General features: G+C 63.0%; 16 protein-coding genes and 1 pseudogene. 11 read left to right on the top strand and 6 right to left on the bottom strand.

Features of this window, described 5'->3' with window-relative positions; translation table 11 throughout:
- Positions 1–3: 3 nt before the first annotated feature.
- Both FHW92_RS02415 and FHW92_RS02410 read right to left on the bottom strand, forming a co-directional pair.
- Entirely contained in the window at positions 4–810 is an 807-nt protein-coding gene (locus FHW92_RS02415; protein WP_168601610.1) for a hypothetical protein, read from the bottom strand.
- A gap of 128 nt (positions 811–938) precedes the next feature.
- A complete protein-coding gene (locus FHW92_RS02410; protein WP_246869867.1) occupies positions 939–1,907 on the bottom strand; it encodes a TIM barrel protein in 969 nt (322 codons plus the stop codon).
- Positions 1,908–2,226: 319 nt separating this feature from the next.
- Between FHW92_RS02410 and FHW92_RS02405 the strand changes: the two genes are divergently transcribed.
- Genes FHW92_RS02405 through FHW92_RS02395 form a run of 3 tightly spaced genes read left to right on the top strand, consistent with a single transcriptional unit; the run spans position 2,227 to position 3,982 of the window.
- On the top strand, positions 2,227–3,081 hold the full coding sequence (locus tag FHW92_RS02405) for a fumarylacetoacetate hydrolase family protein (protein WP_168601609.1): 855 nt from the start codon (positions 2,227–2,229) through the stop codon (positions 3,079–3,081).
- Between the two features lie 5 nt (positions 3,082–3,086).
- Positions 3,087–3,821, top strand: coding sequence for an SDR family oxidoreductase (locus FHW92_RS02400; RefSeq protein ID WP_168602105.1), 735 nt, complete (start codon positions 3,087–3,089; stop codon positions 3,819–3,821).
- Positions 3,818–3,982 carry a hypothetical protein gene (locus tag FHW92_RS02395; protein ID WP_168601608.1) on the top strand — a complete coding sequence of 55 codons (165 nt, stop codon included), beginning with the start codon at positions 3,818–3,820 and terminating at the stop codon, positions 3,980–3,982. Before FHW92_RS02400 ends, FHW92_RS02395 begins: the two co-directional genes overlap by 4 nt.
- Positions 3,983–4,006: 24 nt before the next feature.
- Here the strand turns inward: FHW92_RS02395 and FHW92_RS02390 are convergent, their stop codons facing one another.
- Positions 4,007–4,612, bottom strand: a complete 606-nt coding sequence (locus FHW92_RS02390; protein ID WP_168601607.1) for a TetR/AcrR family transcriptional regulator — start codon at positions 4,610–4,612, stop codon at positions 4,007–4,009.
- 179 nt (positions 4,613–4,791) lie between these two features.
- Between FHW92_RS02390 and FHW92_RS02385 the strand changes: the two genes are divergently transcribed.
- A complete protein-coding gene (locus FHW92_RS02385; RefSeq protein ID WP_168601606.1) occupies positions 4,792–6,009 on the top strand; it encodes a Gfo/Idh/MocA family oxidoreductase in 1,218 nt (405 codons plus the stop codon).
- A gap of 33 nt (positions 6,010–6,042) precedes the next feature.
- Complete coding sequence (locus FHW92_RS02380; RefSeq protein WP_168601605.1) at positions 6,043–7,026, top strand: DUF1080 domain-containing protein; 984 nt, start codon at positions 6,043–6,045, stop codon at positions 7,024–7,026.
- Positions 7,027–7,098: 72 nt separating this feature from the next.
- Here the strand turns inward: FHW92_RS02380 and FHW92_RS02375 are convergent, their stop codons facing one another.
- Positions 7,099–7,272 carry a hypothetical protein gene (locus tag FHW92_RS02375; protein ID WP_210428337.1) on the bottom strand — a complete coding sequence of 58 codons (174 nt, stop codon included), beginning with the start codon at positions 7,270–7,272 and terminating at the stop codon, positions 7,099–7,101.
- A 277-nt stretch (positions 7,273–7,549) separates the two neighbouring features.
- On the opposite strand from FHW92_RS02375, the gene FHW92_RS02370 reads away from it, so the two are divergent.
- The 5 genes and pseudogenes from FHW92_RS02370 to FHW92_RS02350 all read left to right on the top strand — a co-directional run.
- Positions 7,550–8,341 (top strand): SDR family oxidoreductase, encoded by a 792-nt coding sequence (locus FHW92_RS02370; RefSeq protein WP_168601603.1) that lies wholly within the window; start codon positions 7,550–7,552, stop codon positions 8,339–8,341.
- 4 nt (positions 8,342–8,345) lie between these two features.
- Entirely contained in the window at positions 8,346–9,248 is a 903-nt protein-coding gene (locus FHW92_RS02365; RefSeq protein ID WP_168601602.1) for a glycosidase, read from the top strand.
- Positions 9,249–9,410: 162 nt separating this feature from the next.
- A complete protein-coding gene (locus FHW92_RS02360; RefSeq protein ID WP_168601601.1) occupies positions 9,411–9,761 on the top strand; it encodes a sensor histidine kinase in 351 nt (116 codons plus the stop codon).
- Between the two features lie 271 nt (positions 9,762–10,032).
- Entirely contained in the window at positions 10,033–10,305 is a 273-nt protein-coding gene (locus FHW92_RS02355; protein WP_168601600.1) for a protein usg, read from the top strand.
- Between the two features lie 54 nt (positions 10,306–10,359).
- A pseudogene (locus FHW92_RS02350) lies at positions 10,360–11,184 on the top strand (trypsin-like peptidase domain-containing protein); the annotation flags it as partial.
- Here FHW92_RS02350 and FHW92_RS02345 read toward each other — a convergent pair.
- Complete coding sequence (locus FHW92_RS02345) at positions 11,168–12,043, bottom strand: oxidoreductase (RefSeq protein WP_168601598.1); 876 nt, start codon at positions 12,041–12,043, stop codon at positions 11,168–11,170. The pseudogene FHW92_RS02350 and the gene FHW92_RS02345 sit on opposite strands and share 17 nt — an antisense overlap.
- Before the next feature lie 100 nt (positions 12,044–12,143).
- Here FHW92_RS02345 and FHW92_RS02340 point away from each other — a divergent pair, with 100 nt between their 5' ends.
- The gene (locus tag FHW92_RS02340; protein WP_349237632.1) at positions 12,144–13,052 is read left to right on the top strand and encodes a LysR substrate-binding domain-containing protein; all 909 of its coding nucleotides are present in this window, start codon (positions 12,144–12,146) and stop codon (positions 13,050–13,052) included.
- 27 nt (positions 13,053–13,079) lie between these two features.
- Here the strand turns inward: FHW92_RS02340 and lptB are convergent, their stop codons facing one another.
- Complete coding sequence (gene lptB / locus FHW92_RS02335; protein ID WP_246869866.1) at positions 13,080–13,910, bottom strand: LPS export ABC transporter ATP-binding protein; 831 nt, start codon at positions 13,908–13,910, stop codon at positions 13,080–13,082.
- Positions 13,911–13,978 lie beyond the last annotated feature (68 nt).

Below are 13,978 nucleotides of genomic sequence, written 5' to 3'. Positions count from 1 at the left end.
TGATCAACGGTGGGCGTGGTGGAACAGGCGGTCGATCGGCACACCTACGATGGCCTTGACGATCAGATGGTCGGGGTTGGTGCCAAATCCCTCGCCAACGCCCAGATTGAGATCCCATTCACCCAATTGCACATCGAGCGCGCCCATCACGGTCTGGTCGCTCTGGCCCATCTGGAATGGCTGGCGGAATGTGCCGATGCCATTGTATCCTTCCACCCCGAGCGAGACTTTGGAAGTGAGGGAATAGGCGATCTTGGTCGCGATCTCGACCGTGGCGGGCGAGGGTTGCGGGCCGGAAACCACGAAATCGACATTCACATTGCCCGCCAGCAGCCAGCGCCCGCGCCGCGTTCCGATCATGCCCTTCAACTCGGCATTCCATGGGTTGACGTCATAGACCCGCCCGACACGCCCCAGTTCGAAATTGACGCCATACCAGACGTCGGGATTGCCCGATGGATGGGCGATATATTTCAGGCGGGCTTTGACCCCATCGACGCTGACATGGCCATCGCGGTCAACCGAACCGAGCGGCAGGTAGAGGCCCGCCTCCAGATTATCGGAAATGCCATAGGAGAATTCGGGCGTGACGCGAAACCGGTGCAGGCTGTCCTGCGCCAGCGGGTCGTCCATCCGCGTGCTTCTGCCGCTGAAAACATAATTGTTGTGCACATCCAGACCGAAAGAGCCGGGCGCGCCCATATCGTCGATATAGACCTGAATTTCCTCGTCGGCGGCGCGCGCCGTCATCGGCATGGCGGCCAACAGCGACAGCCCGGCCACGATGATGGCCTTCCCTGGATTTTTCAAACTGGCTCTCCCGAATATCCGTTCGGCCCTTCTACACGATATTCGCTTTCACCAATCTGTCATGGGATGGGCAAGTGGATGCCCGCCACACGCGGGCGCGATGTTTTCGTTCCGCGTGCCTATGCGCTTCAGGCGACGGCGCAAAGCTGCTGAATATAGGACAGCGCATCGGCAGTGGGGGCTCGCGTGGGCTTCAGCTCAAGCCCGATCAGCCCCTTGTAGCCCAACGCCTTCAACAAGGCGAGCTGGGCGGGCCAATCGATGGTTCCCGAGCCCGGCTCGCCACGGCCCGGCACATCGCCGATCTGAACATGGTCCGTAAGATGCATGACGCGCGGCATCACTTCGGCCGGATCTTCACCCTCCACAACGGAATGATAGAGATCGTAGATCAGCCTGACATGCGGCGAGGAGAGCATCTCCACCACACAGACGCTGTCCTGCGTCGTTGAACACAGCACGCCGGGATGGTCATGGCGTGTATTGGCCGATTCCAGATAGATCGTGACGCCCAGTTCCTCGGCAATCGGGAGCAGCCGCGTCAAGGCATCGGCAAAGATGCGTAGCTGCACCGGCCGCGTCAGCCAGGGAACCGCCCGCCCGGATGTCACCACCACATTGGAGCAGCCCAAAAAAAGCGCGTCCTGAGCCGCCTTGCGAAAGATGGCGCAAAAGTCCTCATGCGTTTGCGGATCAACCAGTTGGGTCGCATAATCCGCGACTGTGCTGACAAGCTTTACCGCATTGCGCTCCAGCGCCTCGCGGATGGCGGGAAGATCACGGCCCTTCAACAGGAACAATTCAACATAACGGAACCCGGCAGCGGCGGCCGCGTCAATTCTCTGTTCAATGCTCTCACCGGCATCTTGAAAGGCATACTCAAGATTGACTGAAATTTCGTAGGCCATATCCCTACCAATTCTCCAAACAGATCCGGGCAGCCGCAGGAATTCGACGGAATGACCGTGCGAGATGAGGGGCTGGCCAATCGGGCAACGCCAATCAAGGCAGCTATCCGGAACGGACCGGCGCCCTACATGTAAACGATGTTTAGTTTCCCGGCCGCAGCCCGTCAAGGTGGATTTCGCAGCATCCATGCAGGGCAAAAAATCGCTTGCCTGCCCGCCGGGCGATCACTTAAACATCGTTTAGTTAAAAGAAAGCGGCCAGCGCCGCATGGGGAGAGACTATGAATCCGGCCCACCGCTTCCTTGCCGATCCGCCCCTGTGTCCGAAAGGGCCTCACACGGATCGCAGCCGGATCTCCCCCACGCCGGGGCGCAGATCCCTCACCCTTTGAAAGCCCGGCAAACTGGCCGATGCCTGCCCCCGACTATCTGCGGTCTACACCACGAACCTGCAGGTCACCGTGAGCAGGCAAAACCATCGCCACACACATGACATTCGGAGAAGTTTATGAAACTGGTGCGTTTTGGGGCGGTAGGCGCGGAAAAGCCGGGCCTGATTGATGCGCAGGGAAACCTGCGCGACCTGTCGGGCCATCTGGCCGACATCACGCCGGACTGGCTTGGCACCGACCGACTGGCCGCATTGCGGACGATCGACACAGGCATCCTTCCCCTTGTCGAAGGCCCTATGCGCATGGGCGCGCCGTTTACCGGCACACGGCAATTCATCGCCATCGGCCTCAACTATTCCGACCATGCCGAGGAGGCAGGCATGGCCATCCCGCCCGAACCGATCATGTTCACCAAGGGCGTCTCCTGCATCCAGGGGCCCAACGATGATGTCCGCCGCCCTCGCGGGTCGGACAAGATGGACTGGGAAGTCGAACTGGGCATCGTGATCGGCGCCCGCACCGCCTATGTCGACAAGGACAAGGCGCTGGACCATGTGGCGGGCTATGTGGTGTGCGACGACCTGTCCGAACGCAGCTTTCAGCTTGAGCGCGCAGGCACATGGGACAAGGGCAAGGGCTGCGACACCTTTGGCCCCATAGGCCCCTGGCTGGTCACGCGGGACGAGGTGGGTGATGTCCAGAACCTTGCCATGTGGCTCGATGTGAATGGTCAGCGCATGCAGACCGGCAACACCCGCACCATGATCTTCGATTGCGCCACCATCGTCAGCTATGTCAGCCAGTTCATGGTCCTGTTGCCCGGCGACCTCATCACCACCGGTACACCGCCGGGCGTGGGCATGGGCATGAAGCCGCCGGTGTTCCTGAAGGAAGGCGATGTGGTGGAATTGGGCATCGAGAAACTGGGCAGCCAGCGCCACACCGTGCGCGCATGGAATGACGGGGTCTGATGGCCATGGAGGGGCGACTGAGGGGCAAGACCTGTCTGGTCACCGGCGGGGCGCAGGGGATCGGCCGCGCCATTGTGGAGCGCTTTGCCGCCGAAGGCGCCCGCGTGATCGCCGCAGACCTGCGTTTCGACAGCGCTCCGCCAGCCGGGCCGCGGATTGAAACGCTGGTGCTGAACGTGACGGACGAAGCCGCCGTGGCCGGGGCGGCGGCCGCGCTGGGCGATGTGGGCGTGCTGGTCAATTGCGTGGGACTGGTGGCCCATGGCACCATTCTGGATGGCGCGATGGAAGATTTCGACCGCAGCATGAGCGTCAATGTGCGTTCGATGGCGTTGATGATCCGCGCTTTCCTGCCCGCGATGCTGGCGCGCGGCGATGGCTCGATCGTCAATGTCGCCTCGGTTGTCTCCAGCGTGATGGCGGCCCCCAACCGCTTCGCCTATGGCACCAGCAAGGCGGCGGTGATCGGCCTGACCATGTCGGTGGCGCGCGACTTCATCGACCGGGGCATCCGCTGCAATGCGATCAGCCCCGGCACGGTCGAAACCCCTTCCCTGCGCCAGCGCTTCGCGGCCACGGGCGATGCCGAGGCCGCAAGGGCCGCCTTCATCGCGCGGCAACCGATGGGGCGCATGGGTCAGGCCGAAGAGATCGCCGCCACCGCCGTGCTGCTGGCCAGTGACGAAGCACGCTTCATGACCGGCAGCAATCTGGTGATTGATGGAGGGATGAGCCTGTGACTCAGCATGTTTCAGGGCCTGTTTCAGGGCCCCTTGCCATCCTGACCGGGGGCAGCACCGGCATCGGGCCATATCCGGTGGGCGCGCGCTTCGCCGCCGGACAGACGCTGTGGGTCGATGGCGGGGTCTTCACCCGCGCCGCATGGCCCTATGCCCAGTGAGGGCAGCCACGTAACGCAACAGGCTCAATCGCCGATCGTGCTGCGCGCGGCGCGTTCGAGCACCCAATCGGAAATGTCATCAATGGTGGCCTTGCCATTCTCGAACGGCCTGATGATGCCCTTGTTGATCATCGATACCAGGCCATAGATGGAAGTCCACAAGGTGATGTTGCGCAGATCGGCTTCCTTGTCGCTGATATCGGGCAGGAATTGCCGGATAACGGCCACCCCTCTGGCGTGGCTGATTTCCTGATAGTGATGCAATGCGGGATCGATTTGCGGCCGCGTCAGCTCGCTTTCATACATCAGTTCGATCAGATGGGGATTTGCCAGCGCGAAGCGGACAAAATGGGAGGCCCCCGCCTTGATGGTTTCGGTGGGGGAAAGCACCTCGTTTTCTTTCCCGGCGGGGGCCTGCAGCAGCCTCTCGAAACCGTCGATGGCCACGGCCAGCAGGATCGCGCGCCGGTCTGCGAAATGATGATAGGAGGCGCCGGGCGACACCCCCACCAGTTGCGCCAGGGTGCGCATGGAAAGGTCATGATGGCCGTGCTTCTGCACGAAATCCCGCCCCGCCTCAAACAGATCGCGTTTGAGGTTTTCACGGTGATAGGGCTTCTTTTCCGTCATGACGCTTTCCATGCCAAAAGATGCCTCCCCCTAGCACCAAAACGGAGCGGGGCCAGCCAGATTTGACGGCCCGCCGCAATGGCCGGTGCAGCCTGCGGACACAGGTCCCGCAACTTCGCCGTTGACAGCGCGCCCGCATAATCTAAACAACGTTTAATTAGAAAATTCGGGAGACAGACATGGCTATTGATCCGGTCCGCATCGGCGTGATCGGCGCGGGCGATATAAGCCAGGTGTATCTTGGCGCCATCACGCGCTCATTCGCCTTCACACTGCACAGGATCGCCACGCGCAGCCGCGACAAGGCCCAAGCCATTGCCGCGCCCTATGGCGCAACCGGGTCAAGCGTGGCGGAACTGCTGGCCGACGATGCCATCGAAATGGTCGTGAACCTGACGCCCGGCCGCGCGCATGAAGAGATCAACCGCGCGGCCATCGAGGCGGGCAAACACGTCTATTCCGAAAAGCCCTTCGCCCTCTCGCGCAAAATGGCCGAGACGCTGGCCGAACGGGCCGAGGCGCGCGGCGTGCTGATCGGATCGGCGCCCGACACATTTTACGGCGGCGCGCATCAGGCCGCCCGCCATGCGCTGGATGGCGGGGCGATTGGCCGCCCGGTGTTCGGCACATCGCTGCTGGGCCTGCCGGGGCTCGAACATTTCCATCCCAACCCGGCCGCCTTCTATCAACCCGGCGGCGAGCCGCCCTTCGATGTCGGCCCCTACTATATCACGATGTGGCTGCATCTGCTGGGGCCGGTGCGCCGTGTGTTTGCCGCATCGGGCAGCGGACAGGCGCAGCGCACCATCCGGCGCGGGCGGTTGCAGGGAACCTCCTTTGCCGTCGAGGTCGACACCACCTTCAATGCGACGCTGGAATTTGAGACCGGCTTTGTCAATCTGACCATGTCGCTCGATGTGGTGGCGCCGATCCAGCGGCCGGGCGAACTCTATGGCGCGCAGGGCATCCTGTCGCTGGCCGACCCGATCTTTTTCAGCGGCGATCCATCGCTGCTGCGCCCCGGCGAAGGGCGCACCGCCCTGCCCGGCCATGATCTGCCCTTTTCCCAGCCCAACCGTCTGGACCACGCAGGGCAACCCGTGGCCGATTATCGCGGCGTGGGCCTGACGGATTTGGCCCTTGCGCTGCGCCATGGCCGCCAACACCGCACCGCGCCCGACTTCATCGTCCACGCGGTAGAAGTGATGGAAGCCATCGCGCAATCGGCCCGCAGCGGCCAATCCATCGCCATGCAGACCCGGTGCCGTCGCCCGGACCTGATTGACCCGGTGGCCGATGCCGATCTGATCGCGCTGACGCCATCGCCTTTCGATCCGGCCGATGCCCGGCCGCATACCGAGCCACCTCTGACGCCGATCGACGCCACAGCCTCGTAATCGCCCCTCCCTTCGCACAACCGGAGATATTCCATGCTTCTTCGCAAAACGCTGCTGGCCTGCGCCCTGCTCACCTCCCCTCTTGCCGCCGCCGATGCCCGGCAAGGCCCACCCGATGGTTCCACCCCCGAAGAGAAGGCCGCGATTGCCGCTGATCCGGCCTATCGGCCCCTCCACCTGACGCTGACCAACCTGCCCAAGGCCGGTAAGGCCGTTCCCTTGTTCAACGGGCGCGATCTGTCGGGCTGGGACAGTTGGCTGGGCTATACCGTGCCCGCCACGACCTATGGCACGCCCAGCAGCGAGCCCATCGGCCTCAACCATGATACCTATGGCATCTTCAAGGTCGTGAAGGAGGATGGCGCCCCGGCGATCTATTCCAGCGGCAAGCTGTTCGGCGGCCTGATCACCAAGCAGCCCTATCGCAATTACCATCTGCACCTTCAGTTCAAATGGGGCCCTGGCCATTGGATGCCCATGCCGCGCAACAATGGCGTGGTTTATCATTCGCATGGCAACTATGGCGCGTTCTTCGGCACATGGATGTCCGGCGTGGAATTCGAGATCGTGCCCCATTCGGTGGGCATGTTGCTGACGGTGGGCGATGCCAAGGGCACGCATTCCTTCACCACGGTGGACTGGCGCGTGGGGGCCAAGGTGGAGGTGGCCCATGATCCCGCCATTATCTATCCCGGCCGCCGCTATATGCCGGGGGGCAGGCTGGCGCCGGTACAGTTCCCCGCCTACAATGTGGATGCGGGCACCGATGCCGAAAAGCCGCTGGGCGAATGGAACACGCTCGACCTCTATGTTTACGGCGACAAGTCGATCCATGTGGTCAATGGGGTGCCGGTGATGGCCGCTTCCGAGCTGACCGACAAGGATGAAAAGACCGGCAAGGTGATCCCGCTGACGGCCGGGCGCATCCAGTTGCAATCGGAAGGCGCGGAAACCTATTTCCGCAACATCACCCTCCAGCCCATCGACCATCTGCCGACCATTACCCGCAAGCCTTGATGACATCCGCCGGGGCGGAGCGGTTAGCGCTCCGCCTCACAGGAGACTCCGCCTCACGGGAGATCGGGCCGATCAGTGGCCATAGGAAGGCAGAGGTTCGGGCGTGACGTGAATGTCGCGGGCCGAGGGCGGCCCATCACTGTCCGGCCGCCCGCGCCTGCCGACCAGATAGGCAAGACCGGCCAGACCCAGAGCGGCCAGACCATAGGTTCGCATCGAGATAGGGGTTTTCACCTTGTCCGTCACGGCATTGACCTCTCATAGTTCGGCCTGGTTTTCGCCAACCGGAATGTCGGCGCGGGGCCGCCTTCGCCAGGGCGCAAGGCATGGTGCGGGCGCTTGTTACGCATGAGCATGGGGCATTCCTCGTCCTGAAGGCGGATGCGCTTGCAGCAGGAAATGGCGGAAGAGGACCGCCGTTCCTTGCAGAGCAGGACAGGCTAACGCAGTTTAGCGGAATTATTATTTCCCGCCGCAAAGCCCGCCCCATGGCACCATCTACCCAGCCGGGCGTTTCGCAGGCATGCCCGATTTCCAGATCCCGTTTCCCGACCATTCCATCGCCATCGTCACCGGCGGCGAATCCGGCATCGGCCGAATGGCGGCGCTCAAACTGGCGCGGGCGGGCGTTCCGGTCGCCTTCACCTATCTGCGCGATCAGACGGCTGCGGATGCGGTGGCAGCGCAGATTGTCGCGGAGGGCGGGCGGGCTTTGGCGGTCCGCACCGATGTCGGCAAGGAAGAGGATGTCGAAGCGCTGTTTGACGCGGCGGAGCGGGAACTGGGCGTGGTTGACCTGCTGGTCAATGCGGCGGGCCTGAACATGTCGGGCATCCTGCTGCGCGATATGGCGCTGGCCCAGTTCGATCATTTGCTGAAGGCCGATCTCTATGGCCCCTTTCTCACCTGCCGCCGCTTTGTCCGCGTGCTGACAAGGCTGGAACGGGCGGGCCGCATCGTCAACATTTCCTCGATCCACGAGCGCGCGCCGCGGCCGGGCGGCGTGGATTATGATGTGGCCAAGGGCGGCCTTGCGCAACTGACGGCAACGCTGGCGCTGGAACTGGCGCCCCGGCATATTGCGGTCAACGGCGTGGCCCCCGGCATGATCCTTACGCCCATGAACCAGAGCGCGATGGACCATCCCGCCGAGTTGAAGGCGAAAGAGGCGGCCATTCCATGGGGCCGCGCCGGCACGCCCGAGGATGTGGCCAATCTGATCCTCTTTCTGCTCTCGCCCGCCGCCGACTATATCACCGGGGCAACCGTCACCATTGACGGCGCGCTCTCGCTCACCGTGGCGCTGGGGGCCTGAGGCGATGGCGGCCTATGTGGTGGAGGAACTGCAGGACGTTACGCTCGATATTGCCGGGCCGGAGGGACGCCTTGCCCATTACGATCTGATGAGCCCCTTTGTCTGGCAGGAGGGCGATCTTTATCGGCTGCTGGTGCGGGTACTGCCCCGCCCGCTTGGCCCGCAGGACCCGACCGGTGTGATCTGGTCAGGCTCCTCGCAGGATGGCCTGTGTTTTCAGATGGCGCAGACGCCGACCCTCTCACCCGGCAGCATGGAGGATGATGCGGGGGGCTGCGAGGACCCCACGCTGGTGCAGGCGGATAGCAACTATCTCATCTATTACACCGGGGTGGACGCCTCCCGTTCGCAAGGCGCGCTGCTGCTGGCCAAGGGCAAGGACCTCATTGACCTTACATGGCAGCGCGTGATGCTCAAGGCCCCGCCGGGCGAAGGCAACATCAAGGAGGCGACGCTGGCTCAGGGCAGCGATGGCCAGTTTCGCCTGTTCTATGAATATGCCAAGGACAATGCCTCACGCATCGGGATGGCCGTGGGGCCGGGGACGGAAGGGCCGTGGAGTGTGGTGGATGATCCTTTCTCCATCCGCGACAGCGCCTGGGACAACTGGCATCTTTCGACCGGGCCGATCGTGGAAATGCCGGGGTGCGACCCGGTGATGTTCTATAATGGCGCGACGATGGACGCGCGCTGGCGTATCGGCTGGATCAACTTTGCGCCCGATTTCAGCCGGGTGACGGCGCGCGGAATGGAGCCCCTGCTGGTGCCGCCCCCCGCCCGCGACCGGGCCGACACCGACATTGCCTTTGCCGCGTCCTGCGTGGTCAGCGGGGAGGACATCTGGCTCTATTACTCGCTGGAGGACCGCATATTGCGGCGGGCCCGGATCCGGCGCTATACGCGCTGAAAGACCGGGCCCGCCCCATCGTCAGGCCAGCGACGCGCCTGCGCCTGTTTCCACTGCCGCGCACCTCGGCCAGCGCGGTTTCCGAAACGGTGACGCTGGAGCGGCGGATGCTGATTGGTCCGATCTTGCTGAAAACCGCGCGGGATTTGGCCCCCACAGGCGATGAAGGGGGGAATTGGAAACCATCTCGATGGCAAGGTTGCGGTCTTTGCCCCGGTCAATCCCCTGTCTCTGGCCGAAATAGAGGCCAATCTGCTCGACAATGCGATCCAGTATGGGAAACAGGATGGCAGCAGTATCCTGCGTGTCGACCGGCAGGGCGCCGAGGCGATGATCGAAGTCGAGGATGATGGACAGGGCATTATTGTCGCCAAGCATGAATTCCAGGGCTTGCGGCAGCTCAGGACAATTCTGGAATCCTATGTCGCCTATACCAATTTCGATGGCGACAAAATGAAGGAAGCGGTGATCTATCCGGTCGATCTGGCCCAGACGTCGCCTCCGGGACCATAGGTGGGCATTCCACGCAAGCGCTCGCCCGAGATGGCAAAAAACATCCTTGATGAAATCGCGGAATGTTCCAGACCTTTCGGAACCGGGCTTTGCAGCCATCGATCCGGTTCTGGCACCTGGCCGATGAGAGTGCCAGAATTTCTATATAAACAATGAGCTTAACCCGATTTCCCGCGCCATTTTCGGCTTGACAGCGGACCCGGAATTACAAATCCTGAACCCACCCAGCCAAACCAACAGGGATGACCAGATCAGCATAGGAGATAGGGATATGAGCGGACATGACGAGTTTGCAAGGCAACTGCAAGGCTATGGGCTCTCCACCGCGGAAATCAGCTATTTCATGCCCGACTATCCCTCGCTGCTCCAGATTTTCGTCTGGCAATTTTATGATGAGGCGCCCCATTTCCCCGAGTTGCGCCGGTTTCTCGACGCATGGCGGCGCGATATCGAGGCCGTGCTGCACTCGGTCCGGTTCGTGCATGACCGGCTACTGGGGCCGCGCGTGTGGCATCCCAAAGGGGGGATCATCACGCTGCAATAGGCTTGTTGTTCATGTGGCTTGAAAAATCCGCATGGTCATGCCCATTTCGCGGCCATGTCGAATATCACGCCCCACCGCCCCCCGAACCGTAACCTTGGATTTGTTCTGCGCTGGCTGTTTCTGAGCGGTTGCATCGCCGCGCTCATGCTTCTGTGGCATGGGCTGAACACCGGAGCCGACAGCTCGGCCGACAGCACAGGGCGGCGCGCCATCACCCCGCGCGGCGATCTGGTCGCCGACGAGAAATCGACCATCGCCCTGTTCGAACAGTCGCGCGGCTCTGTCGTTTCCATCGCCACAAGGCAATGGGTGGAGGATGTCTGGACCCGCAATGTGTTTTCCGTGCCGCAGGGCACCGGGTCGGGCATGATCTGGGACGGCGCGGGCCATGTCGTGACCAATTATCACGTCATCCGCGGGGCGTCCGAGGCCACCATCCGCCTTGCCGATGGCCGCAAATTCCGGGCCGCCCTCGTGGGGGCCAGCCCGGAAAACGACATTGCCGTGTTGAAGATCGGCGTGAGCTTCAAGGCCCCGCCGCCCATCCCCGTCGGCACCAGCAACGACCTTAAAGTGGGACAGCGGGTCTTCGCCATCGGCAATCCCTTCGGTCTCGACTGGACGCTGACCACGGGCATCGTCTCCGCGCTGGACCGGACATTGCCCGATGAACAGGGCGGCGCGGTCGAGCATCTGATCCAGACCGATGCGGCGATCAATCCGGGCAATTCAGGCGGCCCGCTGCTGGATTCGAGCGGGCGCCTGATCGGCATGAACACGATGATCTACAGCCCATCGGGCGCTTCGGCCGGGATCGGCTTTGCCGTGCCGGTTGACAAGCTGATGCAGATCGTGCCGCGCATCATCCAATCGGGCCGCTGAGATCGTCCAGACGCGCCCGGATGGCGGCGGGAAGAACCATTTCGGCCACCGCCAGATTTTGGTGAAGATGCGCGCGGCGCGACGTGCCCGGAATGAGCAGCAGATTGGGCGAGCGGGCCAGCAGCCAGGCCAGCGCCACCTGCATCGCGCTCGCGCCGACTTCGGCCGCGATCATGGACAGCGCCTCGGACTGGATCGGGCTGAACCCTCCCAACGGAAAGAAGGGAACATAGGCGATGCCCTGCGCCGCCAGCTCGTCAATAAGCCGGTCATCGCCGCGATGGACAAGGTTGAAGTGGTTTTGCAGGCATACAACCGGCGCGATGGCCTGCGCCTGCGCCACCTGTGCGGGCGTGGCATTGCTGAGCCCCAGATGCGCGATGAGGCCCTGTTCGCGCAAGGCGGCCAGCGTGGAGAACTGCTCTTCCAAGGGCCCTTCGCTGGGCGCATGAACATCGCCCATCAGGCGCAGATTGACCACATCGAGCCGCTCCAGCCCCAGATTGCGCAGATTGTCATGCACCGCCGCCGTCAGCTCTGCGGGGCTCTGCGCGGGCAGCCACGAGCCGTCCTGGCCCCGCATAGCCCCCACTTTGGTGGCGATCACAAGGTCGGCCGCATAGGGATGGAGCGCCTCGCGCAGGATCTGGTTGGTGATATGCGGGCCGTAAAAGTCGCTGGTGTCGATATGGTTGACGCCGGCCTCGACCGCCGCGCGCAGCACAGCAATCGCTTCTCCGCGATCGCGCGGGGGGCCAAACACGCCCGGACCGGCTAGCTGCATCGCGCCATAGCCCATCCTGTTTACGATCCGGTCGCCCATTGAGAAGGTTCCGGCTTTGGCTGCAATGTTCATGACAAATCTCCTCAAGCTGTCGCAAGCTTATGGACTTTGCGGCGATGATCGATAAGCCACCCTATTCCAAACAGGCCGTACGGAATTTCGCACAATGCCCATGGATCTCGATGACCTGTCCGCCTTTGTCGCGGTGGCCCGCGCCGGTGGCTTTCGCGAGGCGGCGCGCCTTTCGGGCGTTTCCCCCTCCGGGCTCAGCGAGGCCCTGCGCAGGCTGGAAACCCGGCTGGGCCTGCGCCTGCTCCATCGCAGCACGCGCAGCATCTCCCTGACCGAGGCCGGGGCGCGGTTGTATGAGCGTCTTTCGCCCGCGCTGGCCGAAATCGGCGCGGCGCTGGAAGGGGCTCAAGCGCAGACCGACCAACCGGCAGGGACGCTGCGCCTCAATGTGCCCGCCAATGTCGCGCGGACGGTGCTGCCCGGCATCCTCGCGCCCTTTTTGCAGGCCCATCCCCATATCCGTGTCGAAGTGACCGTCGAGGACAGCTTTGTCGACATCCTCGCATCGCGGGCCGATGCCGGGATCCGCTATGAGGAACGGCTGGAACAGGACATGATTGCGGTGCCGATCGGGCCGCGGGTTCAGCGTATTCTGACGGTCGCCGCCCCGGCCTACCTTGCCGCGCGCGGTCGCCCGGCCCATCCGCGCGACCTGCTGGATCATGATTGCCTTGGCCTGCGTTTTTCGAGCGGCGCGCTGGCGATCTGGGAGTTTGAGAAAGCGAGCGAAGTGGTGCGCGTCGATCCGCCCACCCGACTGCTCATCCAGCCCGGACTGGCCTGTGATCTGTTGATCGAAACGGCGCTGGCGGGCCTTGGCATCATAGCCCTGTTCGAGGACTGGCTCCGCCCCCATCTGGACAGCGGCGCGCTGGTGACCCTGCTCGAGGACTGGAGTCCGCCCTTTTCCGGGCCGATGCTCTATTACTCCGGCCGCCGACAGGTGCCGCCGCCGCTGCGCGCCTTCATCGATTTTACCCGGCGCCCCTTTCCCCCCGCCAACCAGTAAAGTCGTTGCCAATCAATAAGGCCAGCCTCACGCCGCCACGGCGCGGATGTTGGGCAGCAGGCGGCGCAATTGCTCGGCCTCGGTGCCCAGATACAACCGACAGACCTCGGCATCCGACAGCATCTGCGCGGGAGAGCCGGAGAAGATCAGCCGTCCCTCGTGGAGGACATACGTCCGCTCGACCAGTTCAAGCATGTCTTTGAGATTATGGTCGCTGATAAGTATGCCCACGCCCTGAACCTTCAGCAATTGTATGGCCCGCTTGATCTCGATGATCGCCAGCGGATCAATGCCCGCAAAGGGTTCGTCAAGCAGCATGATCGCCGGATCGGAGGCCATCGCGCGGGCAATTTCACAGCGCCGCCGCTCTCCGCCCGAAAGCTGGAGGGCGGCCAGTTTGCGCAGATGTTCCAGTTGAAACTCCCGCAATATCAGCTCAAGCCGCGCCGCCTGGGCGGCCCGGTCCGGTTCGCGAAATTCCAGCACCGATCCGATATTCTGCTCAACCGTCATGCCGGAAAAGATCGAAGGCTCCTGCGGCAGGCAATTGAGACCAAGGCGCCCCCGCCGATCCGCCGTCCAGCCCGTGACATCGGCCCCGCCCAGCATGATCCGCCCGGAATCGGCCTTCATCAGCCCCATGATCAGGTTGAAACACACCGTCTTTCCGGCGCCGTCGCGCCCGAGCAGCCCCACGATTTCGCCCGTATCCACGCTCAGCGTCAGATTGCGCAACACAGTCCGGCCGTCACAGGATTTGCCCAGCGCCTCGACGATCAGCAGGCGACCATCCCTTTGCCCGGCCTTTTGCATCGGATGGTTGAAATGACACATCGCGCCCGACTCTTCCGCCCCCAAACTGTATTCGAGGATGATGCCAGATGCGGACCCACGCCAAGCTAGGTAATTGTTCGTAAATGCTCCGG

It is taken from the genome of Novosphingobium sp. SG707 (genome assembly GCF_012275515.1).
In the GTDB taxonomy this organism is placed as follows: domain Bacteria; phylum Pseudomonadota; class Alphaproteobacteria; order Sphingomonadales; family Sphingomonadaceae; genus Novosphingobium.
This window is presented reverse-complemented; position numbering and strand designations above follow the sequence as displayed.